The 21,083-nt window shown below is 66.1% G+C and carries 23 protein-coding genes; 20 read left to right on the forward strand and 3 right to left on the reverse strand.

From position 1 onward, the window contains the following. Window positions 1–67 precede the first annotated feature (67 nt). From rplO to rplQ, 7 genes are all read left to right on the forward strand, one after another. Window positions 68–553: a 50S ribosomal protein L15 gene (gene rplO / locus CA606_RS07770; protein ID WP_096051655.1), complete on the forward strand. Its 486-nt coding sequence runs from the start codon at window positions 68–70 to the stop codon at window positions 551–553. Between the two features lie 265 nt (window positions 554–818). Next, complete coding sequence (secY, locus tag CA606_RS07775) at window positions 819–2,174, forward strand: preprotein translocase subunit SecY (protein ID WP_096051654.1); 1,356 nt, start codon at window positions 819–821, stop codon at window positions 2,172–2,174. A gap of 134 nt (window positions 2,175–2,308) precedes the next feature. Further along, the gene (locus CA606_RS07780; RefSeq protein ID WP_096051653.1) at window positions 2,309–2,884 is read left to right on the forward strand and encodes an adenylate kinase; all 576 of its coding nucleotides are present in this window, start codon (window positions 2,309–2,311) and stop codon (window positions 2,882–2,884) included. Window positions 2,885–3,131: 247 nt separating this feature from the next. Next, complete coding sequence (rpsM, locus tag CA606_RS07785) at window positions 3,132–3,500, forward strand: 30S ribosomal protein S13 (RefSeq protein ID WP_010919149.1); 369 nt, start codon at window positions 3,132–3,134, stop codon at window positions 3,498–3,500. 13 nt (window positions 3,501–3,513) lie between these two features. Next, window positions 3,514–3,903, forward strand: a complete 390-nt coding sequence (gene rpsK, locus CA606_RS07790) for a 30S ribosomal protein S11 (protein ID WP_010919150.1) — start codon at window positions 3,514–3,516, stop codon at window positions 3,901–3,903. A gap of 77 nt (window positions 3,904–3,980) precedes the next feature. Further along, window positions 3,981–4,997, forward strand: coding sequence for a DNA-directed RNA polymerase subunit alpha (locus CA606_RS07795; protein ID WP_010919151.1), 1,017 nt, complete (start codon window positions 3,981–3,983; stop codon window positions 4,995–4,997). 207 nt (window positions 4,998–5,204) lie between these two features. Beyond that, window positions 5,205–5,618, forward strand: coding sequence for a 50S ribosomal protein L17 (gene rplQ / locus CA606_RS07800; protein ID WP_096051652.1), 414 nt, complete (start codon window positions 5,205–5,207; stop codon window positions 5,616–5,618). Window positions 5,619–5,827: 209 nt separating this feature from the next. On the opposite strand, the gene CA606_RS07805 is transcribed toward rplQ, so the two are convergent. From CA606_RS07805 to CA606_RS07815, 3 genes are all read right to left on the reverse strand, one after another. Then, window positions 5,828–6,535, reverse strand: a complete 708-nt coding sequence (locus CA606_RS07805) for a hypothetical protein (RefSeq protein ID WP_096051651.1) — start codon at window positions 6,533–6,535, stop codon at window positions 5,828–5,830. Window positions 6,536–6,688: 153 nt separating this feature from the next. After that, the gene (locus tag CA606_RS07810; protein ID WP_096051650.1) at window positions 6,689–7,519 is read right to left on the reverse strand and encodes an ABC transporter permease subunit; all 831 of its coding nucleotides are present in this window, start codon (window positions 7,517–7,519) and stop codon (window positions 6,689–6,691) included. Then, window positions 7,519–8,436 (reverse strand): ABC transporter ATP-binding protein, encoded by a 918-nt coding sequence (locus CA606_RS07815; protein WP_096051649.1) that lies wholly within the window; start codon window positions 8,434–8,436, stop codon window positions 7,519–7,521. Before CA606_RS07815 ends, CA606_RS07810 begins: the two co-directional genes overlap by 1 nt. A gap of 170 nt (window positions 8,437–8,606) precedes the next feature. Here CA606_RS07815 and CA606_RS07820 point away from each other — a divergent pair, with 170 nt between their 5' ends. The 13 genes from CA606_RS07820 to CA606_RS07880 all read left to right on the forward strand — a co-directional run bounded on the left by CA606_RS07820 (window position 8,607) and on the right by CA606_RS07880 (window position 21,068). After that, window positions 8,607–9,836 (forward strand): ectonucleotide pyrophosphatase/phosphodiesterase, encoded by a 1,230-nt coding sequence (locus CA606_RS07820; protein ID WP_096051648.1) that lies wholly within the window; start codon window positions 8,607–8,609, stop codon window positions 9,834–9,836. 70 nt (window positions 9,837–9,906) lie between these two features. Beyond that, a complete protein-coding gene (locus CA606_RS07825) occupies window positions 9,907–11,532 on the forward strand; it encodes a GMC family oxidoreductase (RefSeq protein WP_096051647.1) in 1,626 nt (541 codons plus the stop codon). Between the two features lie 68 nt (window positions 11,533–11,600). After that, window positions 11,601–12,056, forward strand: a complete 456-nt coding sequence (locus tag CA606_RS07830) for a VOC family protein (protein ID WP_096051646.1) — start codon at window positions 11,601–11,603, stop codon at window positions 12,054–12,056. Between the two features lie 40 nt (window positions 12,057–12,096). Next, window positions 12,097–12,426 (forward strand): ArsR/SmtB family transcription factor, encoded by a 330-nt coding sequence (locus tag CA606_RS07835; protein WP_096051645.1) that lies wholly within the window; start codon window positions 12,097–12,099, stop codon window positions 12,424–12,426. Then, on the forward strand, window positions 12,423–12,917 hold the full coding sequence (locus CA606_RS07840; protein WP_096051644.1) for an SRPBCC domain-containing protein: 495 nt from the start codon (window positions 12,423–12,425) through the stop codon (window positions 12,915–12,917). The genes CA606_RS07835 and CA606_RS07840 overlap by 4 nt, the downstream gene beginning before the upstream one ends. After that, window positions 12,914–14,164, forward strand: coding sequence for a TCR/Tet family MFS transporter (locus tag CA606_RS07845; RefSeq protein WP_096051643.1), 1,251 nt, complete (start codon window positions 12,914–12,916; stop codon window positions 14,162–14,164). The genes CA606_RS07840 and CA606_RS07845 overlap by 4 nt, the downstream gene beginning before the upstream one ends. A 92-nt stretch (window positions 14,165–14,256) precedes the next feature. Further along, on the forward strand, window positions 14,257–15,675 hold the full coding sequence (locus tag CA606_RS07850) for a DegQ family serine endoprotease (RefSeq protein ID WP_096051642.1): 1,419 nt from the start codon (window positions 14,257–14,259) through the stop codon (window positions 15,673–15,675). A gap of 92 nt (window positions 15,676–15,767) precedes the next feature. Continuing rightward, window positions 15,768–17,069 carry a replication-associated recombination protein A gene (locus CA606_RS07855; protein ID WP_096051641.1) on the forward strand — a complete coding sequence of 434 codons (1,302 nt, stop codon included), beginning with the start codon at window positions 15,768–15,770 and terminating at the stop codon, window positions 17,067–17,069. 169 nt (window positions 17,070–17,238) lie between these two features. Then, window positions 17,239–18,048: an RluA family pseudouridine synthase gene (locus CA606_RS07860; RefSeq protein WP_096051640.1), complete on the forward strand. Its 810-nt coding sequence runs from the start codon at window positions 17,239–17,241 to the stop codon at window positions 18,046–18,048. Next, complete coding sequence (locus CA606_RS07865; RefSeq protein WP_096051639.1) at window positions 18,035–18,568, forward strand: CC0125/CC1285 family lipoprotein; 534 nt, start codon at window positions 18,035–18,037, stop codon at window positions 18,566–18,568. Before CA606_RS07860 ends, CA606_RS07865 begins: the two co-directional genes overlap by 14 nt. A gap of 160 nt (window positions 18,569–18,728) precedes the next feature. Beyond that, window positions 18,729–19,511, forward strand: a complete 783-nt coding sequence (locus CA606_RS07870) for an SDR family oxidoreductase (protein WP_096053836.1) — start codon at window positions 18,729–18,731, stop codon at window positions 19,509–19,511. A 187-nt stretch (window positions 19,512–19,698) separates the two neighbouring features. After that, on the forward strand, window positions 19,699–20,379 hold the full coding sequence (locus CA606_RS07875; RefSeq protein ID WP_096051638.1) for an OmpW family outer membrane protein: 681 nt from the start codon (window positions 19,699–19,701) through the stop codon (window positions 20,377–20,379). After that, window positions 20,343–21,068, forward strand: coding sequence for a DUF2490 domain-containing protein (locus tag CA606_RS07880; RefSeq protein WP_096051637.1), 726 nt, complete (start codon window positions 20,343–20,345; stop codon window positions 21,066–21,068). The genes CA606_RS07875 and CA606_RS07880 overlap by 37 nt, the downstream gene beginning before the upstream one ends. Window positions 21,069–21,083: the final 15 nt, after the last annotated feature.

Genomic DNA, 21,083 nt, shown 5'->3' on the forward strand with positions numbered 1-21,083 from the left:
CGCGCTCTGTTTTCACAAGCCGAGTCCAGCCGCCTGGCTGGGCGCAGATCTCCAAGGAGAGGCACATATGACTAAGCTGAACGAACTGGCCCCCCGCGAAGGTTCGACCAAGGACCGCATGCGCGTTGGCCGTGGTCCGGGTTCGGGCAAGGGCAAGACCGCCGGTCGCGGTGTGAAGGGCCAGAAGGCGCGCTCGGGCGTCGCCATCAACGGCTTCGAAGGCGGTCAAATGCCGCTGCACATGCGTATGCCGAAGCGCGGCTTCAACAACCCCTTCCGCCTGGAGTTCGCTGAAGTGAACCTGTGGCGCCTGGAGCAGGCCGTCGAAGCCGGCAAGATCAAGAAGGGCGCCGAGCTGGGCGCTGCTGAGCTTATCGCCGCGGGCGTCATCCGTCGCGAACTGGACGGCGTGAAGCTGCTGGGCAAGGGCGAGATCAAGACCGCCCTGAAGCTGACCGTCTACTCGGCCACCGACGCCGCCATCAAGGCCGTCGAAGCCGCCGGTGGTTCGGTCACCGTGACCAAGAAGGCCAAGGCGCAAGCCGAAGCCTAATCGATAAAACTGTCATCCCGGGCGAAGCGCAGCGAAGTCCCGGGACCACGACAGGCGCCAGCGCTTCCGGCGGTCCCGGATGATCGTTTCGCGCTCTCCGGGATGACAGTTCTTTTTGAGGCTCGCCGTGACATCGCGGCGGGCCTCACCTATTTGTGGCGCTCTCCTTGGATCAGCGTGATCCGGGAAACCTAATTTCAGAGCGCGGTCGCCGCCGAAGCGGTATCTGCTTCGGCGATCGCGTTCTTGAGTCGTGGGGATCTGAATGGCCTCGGCCGCCGAACAACTCGCAGCCAACATGAATTTCGGCTCGTTCCAAAAGGCGAGCGAACTTCACAAGCGTATCTGGTTCACGATCATCGCCCTGGTCGTCTACCGCCTTGGCACCTACGTTCCGATCCCCGGCATCGATCCGGCCGCCTTCGCGTCGCTGTTCAGCCAGAACAGCAAGGGCCTCCTGGGCATGTTCGACATGTTCTCGGGCGGCGCCGTCGAGCGGATGGCGATCTTCTCGCTGAACGTCATGCCCTACATCAGCGCCTCGATCATCGTGCAGCTGATGGGCACGGTTTATCCGCCGTGGGAGAAGCTGAAGAAGGAAGGCGGGGAGGCGGGTCGCAAGACCCTGAACCAATACACCCGCTACCTGGCGGTCATCCTGGCGGTCGTTCAGTCGGCCTCGATCGCGATCGGCATTGCGGCGCAGCCTGGCGTGGTGGCCGACGGCGTGGGGCAGACCTTCTTCATCGCCTCGACCATCGTGGCGCTGACCGGCGGTACGATGTTCCTGATGTGGCTCGGTGAGCAGATCACCAGCCGCGGTGTCGGCAACGGCGTTTCGCTGATCATCTTCGCCGGTATCGTCGCAAGCCTGCCCATCACGCTGATGCAGATGCTGACGCAGGCGCAGTCGAACAACAACTATATGCCGCTGTTCCTGGTGGTCATCGGCGGCGTGGCCGCCATCCTGGCCATCGTGTTCATCGAACGCTCGCAGCGCCGCCTGCTCGTCCACTATCCCAAGCGTCAGCAAGGCAACCGCATGATCGGCGGCGAAAGCTCGTTCATGCCGCTGAAGATCAACACCGCCGGCGTCATTCCGCCGATCTTCGCTTCGTCGCTGCTGCTGCTGCCGACGACCGCGCTGCAGTTCGTCCAGACGGCGAACCTGCCGGATTGGGCCGGCTGGCTGCCGACCGTGGTGGGCGCGCTGCAACATGGCCACCCGGCGTTCTTGATCCTCTATTCGCTGCTGATCATCTTCTTCTCGTTCTTCTACACCTCGGTCGTGTTCAATCCGGACGAGACGGCGGAGAACCTGCGCAAGTACGGCGGCTTCTTGCCGGGCATTCGGCCGGGCAAGCGCACCGCCGAGTATCTGGACTACGTCCTGACCCGTCTGACGGTCATCGGCGCGGCCTACATCACCGCTGTCTGCGTGGCGCCGGAGCTGGCCATGATGGCGATCAAGTCGACCCAGTTCGCCCTGGGCGGCACCTCGATCCTGATCGTCGTGACCGTCACCATGGACACGGTTGCGCAGATCCAGTCCCACCTGCTGGCCCACCAGTACGAAGGTCTGATCAAGAAGTCGAAACTGCGCGGCGGCCGTAACCGCTAAGGCTGGGTTCAACTTTATTGCAAGCGTCGGAAGCCGGTTTGTCACAAAACCGGCTTCCGTTTTTATTGCCGGGGCTCTAGGTCTGCTCCGGGAGACAGCCGGGCGCAGACTCGGTGACGCGCGAAGGGGCATTTATGAATCTGATCCTGTTCGGCCCGCCGGCGGCGGGGAAGGGGACCCAGGCCAAACGTCTGGTCACGGAGCGTGGTATGGTCCAGCTCTCGACCGGCGACATGCTGCGCGCGGCCATCGCCTCGGGCTCGGAGCTGGGGCAGCGCGTCAAGGGCGTGCTCGACCGTGGCGAGCTGGTGACCGACGAAATCGTCATCGCCTTGATCGAGGATCGCCTGCCAGAGGCCGAGGCGGCCGGTGGCGCGATCTTCGACGGTTTCCCGCGTACGGTCGCCCAGGCCGAGGCGCTGGATAAAATGCTCGCCGCGCGCGGTCAGAAGATCGACGTCGTTCTCCGACTCAAGGTAGATGAGCCAGCCCTGATCGAGCGGATCAAGAAGCGGTTCGAAGAACAGGGACGGCCCGACGACAATCCGGAAGTCTTCGTGACTCGCCTGGCCGCGTACAATGCTCAGACCGCGCCTCTGCTGCCCTATTACGAGGGGCAGGGTAAGCTGTCGGAACTGGATGGCATGGGGACCGTCGAAACGGTCGCTGCGTCTATCGACAACGCGCTGGAGTCCGTCGCTGCAGGATGATTATCCCGCAGCGTTAAACGGGCTCTATCTCCAAGGAGAGCGTGACTTTGGTCGCGCGGGCGTGGTCGCCTGATTGAACCCCCGAATTCGCAGGCTTTTCTGTGGATTCAGTTGTTGACGGAAGCGAAACGATCCCTATAACGGGGCGCTTCCGCGAAAGGGCGCGATCCGTGCGCGCCGGTTTGGATCTCGATCCGGCCGGGCGCGCCGTTCGCGTCTTTAGTGCGTGACTAGGAGAACATTAGACGTGGCCCGTATCGCAGGCGTCAACATCCCGACGAACAAGCGCGTTCTGATCGCGCTTCAGTACATTCACGGCATCGGCCAAAAGTCGGCTCGTGAGATCATCACCAAGGTGGGCATCGAGGACGCCCGTCGTGTCAATCAATTGACCGACGCCGAAGTCCTGCAGATCCGCGAGACGATCGACCGTGACTACACCGTCGAGGGCGACCTGCGTCGCGAGAACTCGATGAACATCAAGCGTCTGATGGACCTGGCCTGCTATCGCGGCCTGCGTCACCGTAAGGGCCTGCCGGTCCGCGGTCAGCGCACCCACACGAACGCCCGCACCCGCAAGGGTCCGGCCAAGCCGATCGCCGGCAAGAAGAAGTAAGGTAGCCTGACCGATGGCCAAGGAACCGGCTCGCGTTAAACGTCGCGAACGCAAGAACATCACCTCGGGCGTGGCGCACGTGAACGCCTCGTTCAACAACACCATGATCACCATCACCGACGCTCAGGGCAACACGATCTCGTGGTCCTCGGCTGGCATGATGGGCTTCAAGGGCTCGCGTAAGTCGACCCCGTACGCCGCGCAGATGGCCGCCGAAGACGCGGGCAAGAAGGCTGCCGAGCACGGCGTGAAGACGCTGGAAGTCAACGTTTCGGGTCCGGGTTCGGGCCGTGAGTCGGCCCTGCGCGCGCTGCAAGCCGCGGGCATGACCATCACGACCATCCGCGACGTCACGCCGATCCCGCACAACGGCTGCCGTCCGCCCAAGCGTCGTCGCGTCTAGTACTTTTTAGACCACAATCTTCCTTCGCCGGCTGCGTAAACCGCGGCCGGCGAGCCGCGTTCAAGGGACCCGACCACGTGATCGAAAGAAACTGGAACGAGCTGATCCGTCCTGAGAAGCCGCAAATCGAAACCGGCGCCGATGCGACTCGCAAGGCCCGTATCGTCGCTGAACCGCTGGAACGCGGCTTCGGCGTGACGCTCGGCAACGCTCTGCGTCGCGTTCTCCTCTCGTCGCTGCAAGGCGCAGCCGTCACCGCGATCCAAATCGACGGCGTCGTGCACGAATTCTCCTCGCTCGAAGGCGTCCGCGAAGACGTCGTCGACATCGTTCTGAACATCAAGCAACTGGCTGTGCGCATGCACGCCGAAGGTCCGAAGCGCATGACCCTGCGCGCCACGGGCCCCGGGCCGGTGACCGCGGGTCAAATCGAGACCCCGGCCGACATCGAAATCCTGAACCCCGACCACGTGCTCTGCACGCTGGACGACGGCGCTTCGGTGCGCATGGAGTTCACGGTCAACAACGGCAAGGGCTATGTCCCGGCCGACCGTAACCGTCCGGAAGATGCGCCGATCGGCCTCATCGCCGTCGACGCCCTGTACTCGCCGGTCAAGCGCGTCGCCTATCGCGTCGAGCCGACCCGTCAAGGCCAGTCGCTGGACTATGACAAGCTGATCCTGGAAGTGGAAACCAACGGCGCCGTCACTCCGGTGGACGCCGTGGCCTACGCCGCCCGGATCCTGCAGGACCAACTGCAGATCTTCATCACCTTCGAGGAACCGAAGGCCAAGTCGGCCGACGAGTCCAAGCCGGAACTGCCGTTCAACCCGGCCCTGCTGAAGAAGGTCGATGAGCTGGAACTGTCGGTCCGTTCGGCCAACTGCCTGAAGAACGACAACATCGTATACATCGGCGACCTGATCCAGAAGACCGAAGCCGAGATGCTCCGCACCCCGAACTTCGGCCGCAAGTCGCTGAACGAGATCAAGGAAGTGCTCGCCGGCATGGGTCTGCACCTCGGCATGGACGTGCCGAACTGGCCGCCGGAGAACATCGAAGACCTGGCCAAGAAGTTCGAAGACCAAATCTAAGAACCTCGAAGCCAAATGCGCTTAATCCGGGCCGCCTGCTCCATTTCTTCGGATTTTGGGGAGGGCGGCCTGGGCCTTATGAAGCCGCTACTGCGGTGGAGGGCCCCGGCGCTTCGCTCTGACCCGGTCGGGAAAGACCAGGATTGGTGACAATCAGGCGCTCACTGGTTTTGCGCCGTTCGGGCTGATCGCCCAGGAGATATTAAAATGCGTCACGGTAAGGCTCACCGTAAACTCGGCCGCACCTCGGCTCACCGCATCGCCATGTTCGCCAACATGTCGGCCTCGCTGATCAAGCACGAGCAGATCGTCACCACCCTGCCCAAGGCCAAGGAACTGCGTCCGATCGTCGAAAAGCTGGTCACCCTGGCCAAGCGCGGCGACCTGCACGCCCGTCGTCAGGCCATCAGCTCGGTTCGCGACGTCGAACAAGTCGGCAAGCTCTTCGCCGTCCTCGGCCCGCGCTACAAGGATCGTCAGGGCGGCTACATCCGCGTCCTGAAGGCCGGCTTCCGCTACGGCGACAACGCCCCCATGGCCGTGATCGAGTTCGTCGACCGCGACGTCTCGGAAAAGGGCAAGGACTCGGGTCCGGTCTACGTCAACGACGCCGAAGACTAAGGGATTTCAGCGCAAGCTGAGACGAAAGGCCCCGGAGCGATCCGGGGCCTTTTTCGTTTGGCCGTACTGATGTGTCGCCGGACAGGTCGGGCTTCAGGCGCCAGGCTCGAGACCGGAAACGATCCATCTCGAGCCTCTGAGCAGGCCTGCTTCCGCGTCATGCGAAGAACGTCGGACGATCGTCACGACGCCAATGACGCCTCAAGGCTCTAGGCGCTGAGTAAGGCCCCCAGAATGCCGATGCCGCCAACCAGGATACCGCCGAGCATCGCCGCGACTTGTACGGCCGCCATGACGGCGATGCCTTTCAACGCCCCAACGAAGCGCGATCTGAACCACCGCCCATGTCCCATGCGGACGAAGGCGACAACGCCGAGTACGATGATGGCGACCGAAACCATGGCCGTGACGAGGCTGGTTCCATACGCCCACCAAGACAGCGGCAACATCGGCACCGTCCAAGCGCACAGCCAGCCAAAGGTCGCGCGGAACCCTTTACGCCATCCAAGGTCCTCCTTGTCCCAGAGGCGGATGAACGGAACCGCAGCCAAGGCGTAGAATGCGGACAGAATGGGCACCATGACGAACGTCATCCAGCCATCAGCGTCCGCCACAAACGCATCCCGGGATTTGCCCGACTGCTCAAGAAGCGGTGTCATCAACTCGGGTGGGAAGCCGTCCAGTATGAAGTCGGCGCCGCCGCGCAGAAACAGGATCAGCATCAAGATGGCGTTCAGCCCAAGGTAAAGACGCAGCGGGCGAGCGTACATGCCACCGCCTTCGGGGCCCGCCTCCATCCACGCTTGCAGCACCTTCGAGGGGCGCAAAAAGAGGTCCCGCGCCGTGACGATTTCCCGTCCCGCAAAGCCGAGAAGATCCTCAGCAAGCTCATCGCTTGGTTTCCGTGTCTCGCCCATGCCGCCCCCGGGTACGCAATACTTACAGTCAGTTTGACGGCAGCGATCTTGGCTAGGGCGAGGTCTGCTTGCAACGCCCGTTTTCCACCCCTGGCGGTCCACCAGGTCGTGCGCTCTCATACCGACAAGGGCGTGACTGAAGGTCCGCGCGTGCTACTCCTTCGTCAGATCCTGCCGCCGGAACAGCCACACCGCGCCCGCCGTCAGCGCCGCGACCCACACGAGCAGCACAGCCAGCGCCACCCCGGCCGAGCCGCCGGCCGCGCCCACCTGTTCGGGGGCCAAAAGCGCAGCGCGCAGCAGGTCCGCGTCAAAGACGGGGAGGGCTAGCAGCTTCCAGCTCGGGGCTTCGTTCTGCTCCATCAGCCGCAGCGAGCTGGCCAGGATGGTCTGGACGAACCGGAAGCCCAGGCAGGCGATCACAACGCCCATGGTCGAGCGCGACAGTACGCCGACACAGGCGGCTAGGGCGGCCAGGGTCATAGCCTCCAGCCAGGTGATGGCCAGCACGCCGATCACGTCGAAGAGGTTGCGGCCGAACATCGAGACGGTCAGCGCCTTGCCGTTGATCCCCGTGCCGATCACGGCCGCGAGCGCCGACAGCACGGCGGTCAGCAGCAGGCTCCAGAACACCGCCTCGCCGACCACGATCAGCTTGGCCAGCAATAGGTTCTGGCGCGTGTTGCGCGGGGTCAGCAGCCGCCAGGTCTCCCAGCGATAGTCGCCGGCCAGCACGGCCGCCGCGCCGATCATCAGGAACAGCGCCGCGAAGGTCGAGGCCCCGTTTGACAGCGCTTTCAGCACCTGGTCGATCAGGCCCACCGTCAGGCCCGGGATCGGCTTCTTGATCACAAAGCGCAGGAAGAGGTCCCCGCCGATGTTGAGCATGAAGCCCACCAGCGGTGCGAAGCAGAAACCCCAGAAGACAGCCGAGCGGTCGCGCAGCAGGCGGAAGCGTTCGGCGGCGATGGCGTCGGCGAGCATCAGGCGGCTCCTTCGGCGAGAGCGGCCGTCGGCGTCTGGCCCAGGGATTTCAGATAGACACCTTCGAGGTCGACCTCGCGCCAGCGGGCTTCGACGATGTCGACGCCGGCCTCGACCAGAGCGCGGATGACGGCCGGAGCCTCGGCGCGGGGGATGTCGGCCAGGACGGCGTCCGGCCCATCGGCCTCGCCGCGATCGCCCAGCACCGCCAGCGCCGGGGCGAGGGGGGAGGCCAGGGTCAGGCGCAGGCGGGCTTCGCCGGCGGTGAGTTCAGCCACGCCGCCCTCGGCCACCACCTTGCCGCGCGAGAGAATGGCGACGCGGTCGCAGACGCGTTTGACCTCGTCGAGCTGGTGGCTGGCCAGGATGACGGTGACGCCTTCGATCTTGGCCAGATCGATGATCAGGGCGCGGATCTCCTGGATGCCGGCCGGGTCCATGCCGCTCGTCGGTTCGTCCAGGATCACCAGTTGGGGCTTGGTTAGGAAGGCGGCAGCCAGGCCCAGGCGCTGCTTCATGCCGACCGAGAAGCCGCTGGTGGCGCGGTCGGCGGCGTGGGTCAGGCTGACCCGTTCCAGCCAGCCGCCGATGTCAGCGTCGGCCTTGCCGCTTTCCAGGGCCAGCATCTTCAGGGTGTCGCGCGCCGAGAGGTACGGCGGATAGCGCGGGGTCTCGATCATCGCCCCGACCTTGCGCAGGGCGGTGATGTCGCCGGGCGCAGCCCCGAACAGGCGCGCCGTGCCGCTGGTGGGACGCACCAGACCGAGCGCGATCCGGAACAACGTGCTCTTGCCCGCGCCGTTGGGACCCAGGATCCCGAACACGCCGCCGGCGGGAATGGCGATGGAGAAGTCGTCGAGGGCGCGCACCGCCCCATACGTCTTGGTGAGGCCATCGGCCTCCAGGGCGATCGACATGGAGCAGTTCCGGGCGCCGAAACGAGTCGGCTCGACCAGACGACTATGGCGAGCGTGGTCGCCCGCGCCAAGTTAAGAGGGTGTCATGCCTCGGAAACCGCCGATCGTCATACGCCTGCAATCTGGGCCATGGATGACCGCTGAAACCGTCGTTCCAATCGAGCCCGAAGATGATCATGCGCCGCCTGCTGTCCCTGGTTCTGGCCCTGGGCTTGACCGTCGCCGCCAGCGCGGCGCAGGCGCGGGAAAAAGCGCCGCACCTGACCATCCTGGTGTCCATCGACGGCTTCCGCGCAGACTACCTGGATCGCGGCGACACCCCGGTCATGAAGGCCCTGGCCGAGAACGGCGCCCGGGCGGCGATGCGCCCGTCGTTCCCGACCGTAACCTTCCCCAACCACTATACCTTGATCACGGGCAAGCGCCCCGACCGCAACGGTATTGTCGGTAACACCATGGTCGATCCGAGCGTCTCGCCGGACAAGTTCACCATGCGGAGTCTCGCTCCCGCCTGGTGGAGCCAGGCCAAGCCGTTCTGGGTTTCGGTGGAACAGCAGGGCAAGCGCGCCGCCGCGATGTTCTGGCCGGGCTCCGAGGTTGAGATCGACGGGGTGCGGCCCTCGCGCTGGGTTAAGTTCAACGCGGAGATGCTGGGCGAAGCGCGGGTGGACCAAGTGCTGTCTTGGCTGGACAGCGCCGATGGCCCACCGATCGCGTTTTCGACCCTCTATTTCGACATCGTCGACACCCAAGGTCACCACTATGGCCCGGACTCGCCAGAGGTTCGTGCGGCCGCCGCCTCGGTCGATACGGCGCTCGGCCGCCTGGTCGAGGGGCTGAAGGCGCGGGGGCGCTTCGAGAACACCGACATCGTCATTGTCGCCGACCACGGCATGGCGCCTCTGCCCGCCACCAATCGCGTGGTGCTGGATGACCTTGTCGATATCTCGAAGATCCAGTTGGTCACCACGGGCGCGGTCACCTCGTTCTCGCCCAAGCCTGGCGAACGCAAGGCGGTCGAAAAGGCGTTTCTGTCGAAGCCGCTGCCGCACATGACCTGTTGGAAGAAGGCCCGGATACCGGCGCGCTTCCACTATGGCCGAAATCCGCGGGTTCCCGCGATTGTCTGCCTATCGGAGACGGGCTGGTACACGACCACCGAGGCGGCGAAACAGAAGCCGAGCGAGCGGGACGGCAAGGATGGCGGCGCCCATGGCTTCGATCCCTATGATCCGACCATGCGCGCGGTGTTCGTCGCGCATGGTCCGTCGTTCAAGCCGGGCGTCACGCTGCCGGTGTTCGACAATGTCGACATCTATGCGCTGCTGGCGAAGGTGACGGACGTTCGCCCCGAGAAGACGGACGGCTCGCTGAAGATCGTGGGGAAGGCGCTTCGGTAAGTTTGGCGTCGAGCCGCTTTCCAGGCGCGCCGGTAGGCTGCAGTCTCCCGTCTGGGGAGGCGCGTCAAACGTGGTCAGCGAAACGATTGATCTGGGCGAGTACGACTACATCGTGGTCGGCGCGGGCTCGGCGGGATGCCTCTTGGCCAATCGCCTGTCGGCTGATCCGCGCCACCGGGTGCTGCTGCTGGAGGCGGGCGGCGACGACAACTGGATCTGGTTTCACATCCCGGTCGGCTACCTGTTCGCGATCGGCAATCCCCGCGCTGACTGGATGCTGGAGACCACGCCGCAGGCTGGCCTGGATGGTCGGGTTCTGGCCTATCCGCGCGGCAAGGTGATCGGCGGCTCCTCGGCGATCAACGCCATGATCTACATGCGCGGCCAGGCTCGAGACTATGACGGCTGGCGCCAGCGCGGGTTGGTCGGGTGGGGCTGGTCGGACGTGCTGCCGTACTTCTTGCGCCACGAGGATCACATCGACCCGCGCGGCGAGCACCATCGGGCCGGCGGCGAGTACCGCGTCGAACATCCGCGCGTCCGCTGGGACGTGCTGGACGCCATTCGTCGCGCTGGCGAGCAGGCGGGCGTCGCCCAGGTCGAGGACTTCAACGGCGGCGATAACGCGGGCTCATCCTATTTTCAGGTCAATCAGCGGGCCGGACGCCGCTGGAGCACGGCCACGGCCTTTCTGAAGCCCATCCTGTCGCGTCCCAACCTGCGGCTGGTGAAGGGCGTGGAGGTCGAGCGGCTCGTTCTCGGCGGCAAGCGGGTGCGGGGCCTAAGCGGACGTCGGGGCGGAGCGGCGGTGACCGCTAGCGTGTCGGGCGAATTGATCCTGGCGGCGGGGGCGGTCGGCTCGCCGCTGATCCTCCAGCGCTCGGGGATCGGCGGCGGCGAGGCCCTGGCGCGGGCGGGCGTGGCGGTGGCTCATGACCTGCCAGGCGTCGGAAACAATCTCCAGGACCACCTGCAGATCCGTCCGGTCTTCAAGGTGCGAGGCGTTCGAACCCTGAACACCGACTATGCCAACCTCTTTCGCCGCGCGGGCATGGGGCTGGACTATCTGCTGCGTCGCTCGGGCCCGCTGACCATGGCGCCGTCGCAGCTGGGGATGTTCTGCCGCTCGGGGCCCGAGTACGAGAGCGCCAATCTGGAGTTCCATTTCCAGCCGCTTAGTCTGGACCGCTGGGGCGAGGGGCTGCACCGGTTCGGGGCGGTGACCGCCAGCGTCTGCAATCTGCGGCCGACCAGTCGAGGCTCTGTGACGCTGTCGGGGGCGAGGCTCGACGACCAGCCTCTGATCGACCCCAACTATCTCGCCACCGAGCAGGACCGTCGGGTGGCCGTCGATTCCCTGAAGTGGGCCCGGCGGATCATGGGGCAGGGGGCCCTGGCGGCTTACGCGCCGGAGGAGTTTCGGCCTGGCTCCGCCGCAGACAGCGACGAGGCGTTGCTCGCTGCGGCCAAGGCGCTGGCGACGACGATCTTCCATCCGGTCGGCACGGCGGCGATGGGACCCGATGACGACCGGATGGCGGTGCTGGATGCGCGGTTGCGGGTGCGGGGCGTGGAGGGGCTTCGGGTGGTCGACGCCTCGGTCATGCCGGCCATCACCTCGGGCAACACCAACGCGCCGACCGTGATGATCGCGGAAAAGGGCGCTGCGATGATCCTGGAGGATCGCCGCGGATGATCTGATGGGCTTGCGAAATTAGTTTCGATATGCGTTAAATATTTCATCTCCAAGAAAAGGAATGGCGCATGTCCAATCCCGCGGGCCTGATTTCGGCCGTCACCTATTGTGATCCCAAAGCCGCCCTGGCTTGGTTGGAAGCGGCCTTTGGCTTTGACTTAATGTTCCTGATCGAGGGCGAGGACGCCAGCGTCGCCCATGCGGAGATGAGCCATGGCGCCTCCAGAGTAATGATCGGCGGCGAGTGGAGCCCGGCCCACGCCAGCCCCGCATCGATCGGCGGCAAGACCACTCAGACGATCCACATCTATATCGAGGACGACGTGGACGCCCATTGCCAGAAGGCCGCCGCCGCCGGGGCCGAGATCGTCGAGCCGCCGACGACCCAGTTCTACGGCGCGCGCACCTATCGTTGCCGCGACCTGGAAGGTCATCTCTGGACCGTCTCGGCCAATGTGGAGACAGTCTCCATCGAGGAGATGGAAAAGCGCAGCGGCCTCAAGATCGCGGTCGCCAAGACGTGACCTCGCCCGACGTTCGCATGTCTGCGGTCCCGGTCCCGGCGTGAGCGCGGCCCTGGACCGCACCCTGGCGGCTCTGGCCGACCCGCATCGTCGGCGCGCGGTCGATCTGTTGCGTGAGCGCCCGCGCCGGGCCGGCGAGCTGGCCGAGAGCCTGGGTCTGACCGCGCCAGCCATGAGCCGGCATCTGCGCGCTCTGCGTCAGTCCGGCCTCGTCGAGGAGAGCCATCCCGAGTTCGACGCCCGGGTGCGGGTGTATCGCCTGCGGCCCGGGCCGATGGACGAGCTTAAGGCCTGGCTGGACGCCGCCGAGGATCATTGGGTCGACCAGCTCTCAGCGCTTAAGGCCCATGTGGAGGCCAAGTCCCCGTGAGTTCGCGCATTTTGGTGTCCCTTCGTATCGCCGCCCCGCCCGAGGTGGTGTTCGACGCCTTTGTCGATGACATCGCCGTTTGGTGGCGGCCCAATGGGCTGTTCGCCTTCACGCCGCGTTCGCCGGGCGTAATGGCTTTCGAGGGCGGCCGGCTGGTGGAGCGCCTACCCAATGGCAAGGTGTTCGAGGTCGGCGTCGTCAGCGTCTGGGAGCGCGGCGCGCGGCTGGTGTTCGGCTGGCGGCAGGCGGCGTTCACCCCGGACATGAACACCGAGGTCGAGGTCCGCTTCGAGCCGGTCGGTGAGCAGACCCGGGTGACCGTAGAACATCGCGGCTGGGACAGCGTGCCGGCGCCGCATGTGGCGCGTCATGGCTTTCCCAACACCGTCTTTCTGGCGCGACACGGGGAATGGTGGCGCAACCTTCTGGCCGGGCTTGCGGCGCGGGCGAACAGCGTCCACCTAGGGGCGGGCGACGAGGGGCAGTCATGAACACCACGATCACGGGCGTACGGCGTCAGGCCGCCCTGGGCTTCATCTTTGTCACCGCGATCCTGGATGTGCTGTCGCTCGGCGTGATGATCCCGGTACTGCCGAACCTCGTGAAGTCGTTCGGCGGCGGCGACACGGCTGCGGCCGCTGATTGGAATGTGCTGTTCGCTACCACCTGGGGCGTGATGCAGTTCATCTGCTCGCCGATCCTGGGCTTGCTGTCCGACCGCTTCGGCCGACGGCCGGTGATCCTGACCTCGATCTTTGGCCTGGGCGTCGACTTCCTGTTCATGGCCTTCGCGCCGAACCTCTGGTGGCTGTTCATCGGCCGGATCTTCAACGGCATGACGGCGGCCAGCTTCTCGACCGCCAGCGCCTATGTGGCCGATGTCACCACGCCGGAGAACCGGGCCAAGGGCTTTGGTCTGATGGGCGCGGCGTTCGGGATCGGCTTCACGTTCGGCCCGGCGCTGGGCGGCTGGCTCTGGGAGTTCGACCATCGCGCGCCGTTCCTGGTCTGCGCGGCCCTGGCCCTCACCAACTGGCTGTACGGCTTCTTCGTGCTGCCGGAATCCTTGCCACCCGAGCGCCGCCAGCCGCGCTTCGACTGGCGGAAGGCCAATCCGATCGGCTCGTTGCAGCTGCTGCGTCACCATCCGGGCCTGATGGGCCTGGCCGGCGTCGGCTTTCTGTTCCAGCTGGCGCACAATGTCCTGCCCAGCGTCTTCGTGCTGTACATGGGCTTCCGCTATGGCTGGAGCCCGCAGACGATCGGCCTGACGCTGATGGGTAGCGGGATCGCCAGCATCCTGATCCAGGCCTTCGTCGTGGGGCCGGCGGTCAAGCGCTTTGGCGAACGCGGCGTGCTGCTGATCGGCCTCTTCGCCGGTTTCCTGGGGTTCTCGATCTACGCCTTTGCGCCCACCGGGCTGCTCTATCTGGCGGGTCTGCCGATCTTCACGTTCTCGGGCCTGATCCAGCCGGGCTTGCAGGGCTTGATGACCCGTCGGGTGGGGCCCAACGAGCAAGGCCAACTGCAAGGCGCGAACGCGGCGATGATGGGGATCGCCTCGATCGTCGGCCCGCCGCTGTTCCTGATACCGTTCGCCTTTGCGGTCCGGCATGACGCCACGCTGCAGCTACCGGGCCTGCCGATCCTGATCGCGGCGGCCTTGATGCTGGCGGCGACCCTCCTAGCTTATGCGAAGGCTAAGCCAGCCCCAGCGCCGGAACCCCAATCGGCCTGACGGCTTTGGTGATGGCTAAACCTCGACCTTTCGTCGCCTTAGACTCGCCTGAAATCTGGGCTGTGTTTCGGGCGAACCGCTAGGAGTCCTTCGTGACCAACATGCGCAAGCTTCGCGCCCTGCTGCCCGTCTTCGTCCTGCTGACGGCCTGTTCGAACCCGGCCGGCCCATCCAACGCCCAGTCGATCCCCGACATGCCTCAGCCCACGCGCCGGGTTCCGGCCGACGCGGTCTCGATGAAGCAGTCGTTCTCGCCAGTCGTGAAGAAGGCGGCGCCGGCTGTCGTCAACGTCAAAAGCCGCCGCGTCGTCCAGCGCCGTGTCGATCCTTTCTGGGACTTCTTCATGGGCGGTGGCCAGGGCGGCTCGCAGGTGCAGAGCTCGCTCGGCTCGGGCGCGATCGTTCGCGCCGACGGCGTGATCATCACCAATCACCACAATATCAACGGGATGAGCGACATCACCATCCAGTTGGCCGACCGGCGTGAGTTCCCGGCCGTGGTGCTTCTGGATGACCCGCGTGCGGACCTCGCCGTTCTGAAGATCGACACCAAGGGCGAGAAGCTGCCGGTCATGGCCATCGACGACCAAGAGCAGCTGGAGGTCGGCGACCTCGTCCTGGCGATGGGCAACCCGTTCGGCGTCGGCCAGACCGTGACCAACGGCATTGTCTCGGCCCTGGCGCGAACCGACGTCGGCGCGGCCGATTTCGGCAGCTACATCCAGACCGACGCGGCGATCAATCCGGGTAACTCCGGCGGTCCGCTGGTCGACATGGATGGTGATCTGGTCGGCATCAACACCTTCATCATCTCGCGCTCGGGTTCATCGTCGGGCGTCGGTTTCGCCATCCCATCCCGCGTGGTGCGCCAGGTGGTCAACGCTGCGCTAGGTGGCGGCCACAGCATCGTGCGGCCCTGGCTGGGCGTCAAAGGACAGACCGTCACCGGCGACATCGCCAAGAGCCTGGGCATGACCGCCCCAAGCGGCGTGCTGGTGGCCCAGGTCTATCCCGGCTCCTCGGCCGAGCGCGCGGGCCTGAAGGAAGGCGACGTCATCCTCTCGATCGACGGCCAGCCGGTGAACGACGAGGGCGGCGGCGCCTTTGCGATCGGCACCCACAAGGTCGGCGACCGCGTGCCCATGCTGATCCGTCGCGGCGACCGCGAGATGACCATCACCGTTCGCGCCGACGCCGCGCCGGAGACCCCGGCCCGCGATGAGCGCACCCTGTCGGGCAACAACCCGTTCAACGGCGCCACGGTGATGAACCTGTCGCCGGCGGTGGCCCAGGACCTTGGCGTGGATCCGTTTGCAGGACGCGGCGCCTTGGTCACCAAGATCGGGCCAGGCTACGCCGGCAACTGGATGCGTCCCGGTGATTTCGTGCGTAGCGTCAATGGCCGCCAGATCAACACGGTGGCCGACCTCGCGTCGGTGATCGCCGGCCGGGCAGGACGTTGGAATGTCACCATCGAGCGCGACGGCCAACTGATCCAGGCGCAGTTCTAGGTTTGGGTTCGAGGCCGGCGGCCCTTGTTCTTGCAGCGTGGCGGGCGGCGAAACCGCTCACACTTTCGCCTGCCACGCTCTAGAACGGACTCATGTCCGATCTCTTCCAGGCCGCCGGCCTGACTCCCCACGCGCCGGCGCCCTTGGCCGACCGCCTGCGGCCCCAGAGCCTCGATGAGGTCGTGGGGCAGCAGCACCTGCTGGGTCCCGAAGGGGCCGTCGGCCGCATGGCGGCCGCCCATCGCTTGGCCTCAATGATCCTGTGGGGACCGCCGGGCACGGGCAAGACCACCATCGCCCGCCTGCTGGCCAAGGCCGGCGGTTATGAGTTCATGCAGATCTCGGCTGTGTTCTCGGGCGTCGCCGATCTGAAGAAGGCCTTCGAGCAGGCCCGTGCGCGTCGCATGGCCGGCCAGAGCACCCTGCTGTTCGTCGACGAGATCCACCGCTTCAACCGCGCCCAGCAGGACGGCTTTCTGCCGTTCGTGGAGGAGGGGATCGTCACCCTGGTCGGGGCCACGACCGAGAACCCCTCGTTCGAGCTGAACGGCGCTTTGTTGTCGCGCTGCCAGGTGTTCGTGCTCAAGCGCCTGACCGAGGACTCGCTAGAGCTCTTGCTGCAACGCGCCGAGGTCGCCGAGAACCGGCCGCTGCCGATCGACGCCGAGGCGCGTTCGACCCTGGTCTCCATGGCCGACGGCGATGGCCGCTACCTGCTGACCCTGGCCGAGACCCTGTTCTCGATCGGGACCGACACGCCGCTGAACCCGACCCAGCTGGGTCAGTTCCTGCAAAAGCGCCGCCCGGCCTACGACAAGGACCGCGAGGAGCACTACAACCTCATCTCGGCCCTGCATAAGTCGGTGCGCGGCAGTGATCCGGACGCGGCGCTCTATTGGCTGGCGAGGATGCTGGAAGGCGGCGAGGATCCGCTGTTCATCGCCCGCCGCCTGGTGCGCATGGCGTCCGAAGACATCGGCGCGGCCGATCCGCTCTCCCTCCTGCTGACCACGGCGGCCAAGGACGCCTACGACTTCCTGGGATCGCCCGAGGGCGAACTGGCCTTGGCCCAGGCCGTCGTCCACATGGCCAGCGCGCCCAAGTCGAACGCGGTCTACATGGCCTACAAGGCCGCCCGCCGCGCGGCCAAGGAGACCGGCAGCCTGATGCCGCCGTCGCACATCCTCAACGCCCCGACCAAGCTGATGAAGTCGCTGGGCTATGGCGACGGCTACGCCTACGATCACGATGTCGAGGGCGGCGTCTCGGGCCAGAACTACTTCCCGGACGGCATGGAGCGCCGACGCTTCTATGAGCCCAAACCCGTCGGCGCCGAGGCCAAGGTGCGTGAGCGCTTGGAGGCCTGGGGCAAGGTGCGTAAGGACGGGAAGTAGACCGCCCCTTCGCCGACTTCCCCGGCGAAGGCCGGGGCCTAGATTCATCCGGAGCGGTTTGGGCGTTCTCGACGCGGTGCTCTGACAGATCCGGAAGCGTCAGAGGGTTCGATCTGGACCCCGGCATTCGCCGGGGAAATCGGATTTTGGACATGCTAGGGGACTGGAGATGAACAAGCCGCCGCGCCGTCCCCCCGCCCAGCCCAAGCCCAAGGCCTCCGAGACCCCCATCACCCTGACGCCGGAGGAGATCGCGGCGGCCCAGTCGTGGGTGCTCTACGAGGACGAGACGATCATCGTACTGAACAAGCCGCCCGGCCTGTCCAGCCAGGGCGGGCGGATCAAGGCCCATACCCTGGATGACCTGCTCTGGGCGTTCGCGCGCCCGAACCGGCCTCGGCCTAAGCTTGTGCATCGCCTGGACCGCGACACCTCGGGCGTGATCTTGACGGCCAAGACCAAGCTGGCGGCGTCCATGCTGGGCAAGGCCCTTGAGGCCAAGCGCTTCCGCAAGAGCTATCTGGCTATCGTCGCCGGCGCGCCCGAGCCGAAGGGCGGCATGATCGATAGTCCACTGCGCCGCGAGTCCATCGGCCGCGAGGCCTATATGCGGGTCTGCGCGCCGGATCATCCGGACGCCGAGACCGCGCGCAGCCGCTATCGCACCTCGGCGCACAACGGCTTGGCCGCCCTGGTCGAGCTGTCTCCCGATACGGGTCGCATGCACCAGTTGCGCGTCCACATGGCCTCGATCGGTCGGCCCCTGGTCGGCGACAGTCGTTATGGGGGAGCGTTGATGCTGGGGGGGATCGCCGCCCCGCGCCTGATGCTTCACGCCGCAAGCCTCACCTTCCCGCATCCGCTGGGCGGGGAGCGGAAGATTTTCGCCCCGCTTCCAGCCGATTTCACGGCGATGCTCACGGCCCTGGACCTGCCCGTCCCGGAACAGCCGCGTCCGGCGACCGTTGAGCAGGCGTGAGAGGTATTCCGCCATGAAGACCGCCAGACCCTTGATCGCCGCCGGCCTGGCCGCGCTTTTGCTGGCCGGCTGCGCCACGGCCCCGACGGTTTATCGCGCCGCCGCGAGCGCGCCGACCGCTGTTGGCTATTCCGAGTACCGGCTTGAGGCCGGGCGGTATCGCGTGACCTTCCAGGGTGGTCCCGGCGCGCCGGAAGCCCAGGTGGCGGACTATGCGCTGCTCCGCGCTGCGGAACTGGCGCTGCGGGACGGATATGACTGGTTCCGTGTCGCCGATCGTTCGACGACCATGAGCGGCGGATCGGGGCCGCGCCTGTCCGTCGGCGGCGGCTCGGCGAGCTTTGGTCGACACAGCGGGATCGGCGTTGGCTTGGGCACGAGTTTCAACCTCGGCCCGGGGCCGGCCTACGCTCGCTCGATCGAGGTGGTGTTCGGCAAGGGGCCGACTCCTCGTGACCGCGACGCCTACGACGCCCGGGAGATCGTCAAGGTCGTCGGCTACGGTCGCGCCGAGGTCTGAGGACGGCCGGACGCGCACGAAGGTCGGGCGCCTGACGTCGGGGCGCGCTTTCGCAGGCCATTGGCGCATGCCAGACTCTTCGCCAACACGACCGCCTCGGCCTTGGCCTGAGGGCGGTCCGCGAAAATGGCGCGCGCCCGTCCTTTGTTTGGAGACCAAGATGTCATCGCCCTTGCACAAGCTCTTTGATCTGACGGGCCGGGTGGCGATCGTGACCGGGGGCTCGCGTGGTCTTGGCCTGCAGATCGCCCGCGCGTTGGCGGAGTATGGCGCGGCGGTGGCGCTGGTCGCCCGCAAGCAGGGCGAACTTGACGCCGCCGTCGCGGCCTTGACCGCCGAGGGGCGCACCGCCGTCGGCCTTGTCGCCGATCTCAGTCAGCCCGGCTCGGCGCAAGACCTCACCACGCGCGTACTCGAGCGGTTCGGCCGCATCGATATTCTGGTCAACAACGCCGGCGCCGCGTGGGGCGCACCGGCCGAGGACTATCCCCTGGAGGGCTGGAGCAAGGTCATGGACCTGAACGTGACCGGCCTCTTCCTGCTGACGCAGGCGGTCGCGCGGGAAGCTTTCCTGAAACAGGGGAAGGGCGCGGTCGTGAACGTCGCCTCGATCGAAGGCCTTCAGGGACACCATCACAGCCAGTTGGGCACCATCGCCTACAACACCGCCAAGGGCGCGGTGATCAACATGACCCGGGCGCTGGCGGCGGAGTGGGGCCCAAAGAACATCCGCGTGAATGCGGTTGCGCCGGGATACTTCCCCTCCAAGATGACCATGACGACCCTTGGCCAGCACGGCGACGACATGCTGCGCCAGACGCCGCTGGGCAAGCTGGGCGGCGACACCGACTTGATGGGGCCAGCCTTGCTGTTGGCGTCCGACGCGGGCGGTCATATCACCGGTCAGATCATCATCGTCGACGGCGGCATGACGATCATCTGACCCGGGATAGGTCCACGTCGTCCAGCGCACCGCCAGCGGCCTGCGCGGGAAGGAGGCGTGGACGCCCAGGCGCCGGGCGCGTCTGAGGGCTGTAATCAACCGTTCATCCAGCAGACAGCCTCGGTTCACGGCGCTTCTCTAGCTCTTGTCCTGTGGGCGCATGCCCGATCCCGAAGGACAGGAATTCATGAGTAAACAAGGGACATTCGTCGCGGTCGCTACGTCGATCTTGGCCATGGCCGCCGCCGGAAGCGTGAGCGCGGCCGAGAGCGGCAAGTTCCAGATCAAGGCTCTGGCGACGCGGGTCGCCGTCGACGGCGCGATCACCAAGGTGAACGTCGACCAACTGCGCTTGCCGGCGGGTTCTGACACCCGGGCCAAGGACGCGTGGGTCCCGACCGTGGCGGCGGAATACTTCTTTTCCCCGCGCGTTTCGGTCGAGACGATCTGCTGTGTCACGCAACACGATGTTCGAGGCGCGGGGCCTCTGAATGGCGCAGCGCTTGTCGACAACGCCGAGGTCATCCCGGCGACGGTGACGTTGAAGTATCACATGCCGCTGTCGGGCGGCGTGAAGCCCTACGTCGGAGCAGGCCCGGCCTATTTCATGGTGTTTGGTGAAAGCGTCGGCGCCAGCGTCCGCGCACTGGGGGCGACCAAGGTTGGCCTTTCCAGCGAGCTGGGTGTGGCGTTGCAGGCGGGCGTCGATATTCCGCTGCCCGGCAAGGCGGTCGGCCTCAGCGTCGACGTGAAGCGGTACTTCGTCGACACCACGGCGCAGTTCCGCGCCGGCGATCGCGTGGTGCTGGAGACCAAGCACAAGCTCGATCCGTGGGTGGCGAGCGCGGGTGTGACATGGCGCTTCTAATCCAAGGACGCGGCGGTCGCGCCGCCCTTGGCCTGACGCTGGCGGGCCTCGCGCTCGCCAGCGCAGGAACTGCGCGTGCGGCCGATGAGGACGGTCAGTTGTGGTCGATCGTCAATGCGTCGCGAACGCTCGGCGACAAGACGGTCCTGTCGCTGGACACCCAGGCGCGCTTCACCAACGACGCCAGCCGCCTGGGCCAGGCGATCATCCGTCCATCGGTCGGTTGGCGGCTGGACAGCGCCACGACCGCCTCGCTCGGCTATGCGTATGTTCGATCCACGCCCGAAGGACGTCCGACGACCCACGAGCATCGTGGATGGCAGCAACTGTCCTTCCGCGTCGCAGGCGACGGGAAAGGGGCGACGCTCACGGGCCGGACGCGACTGGAGCAGCGCTGGGTGGAAGGACGGGATGGCGCGGGTTGGCGAATTCGCCAGCAAGTCCGCCTGACGGCGCCGCTCAAGGACGGCGTTCGTGGCGTGGCCTGGACCGAAGCTTTCGTCGGGCTCAACCAGACGGGCTGGGGGCAGCGCGACGGCCTGCACCTTTGGCGGAGCTTCGCCGGTGTCTCCGTGCCGATCTCCAAGACCGTGACGCTGGAGCCAGGATACCTGCACCAGCGCGCCTATCGAACGGGTCCTGACGCTGTGACGCACGCTGCGGCCGTCTGGATCAACCTGCAATTCTAACTGAAAGCACTTCTC

Source organism: Caulobacter vibrioides, from assembly GCF_002310375.3.
In the GTDB taxonomy this organism is placed as follows: domain Bacteria; phylum Pseudomonadota; class Alphaproteobacteria; order Caulobacterales; family Caulobacteraceae; genus Caulobacter; species Caulobacter vibrioides_D.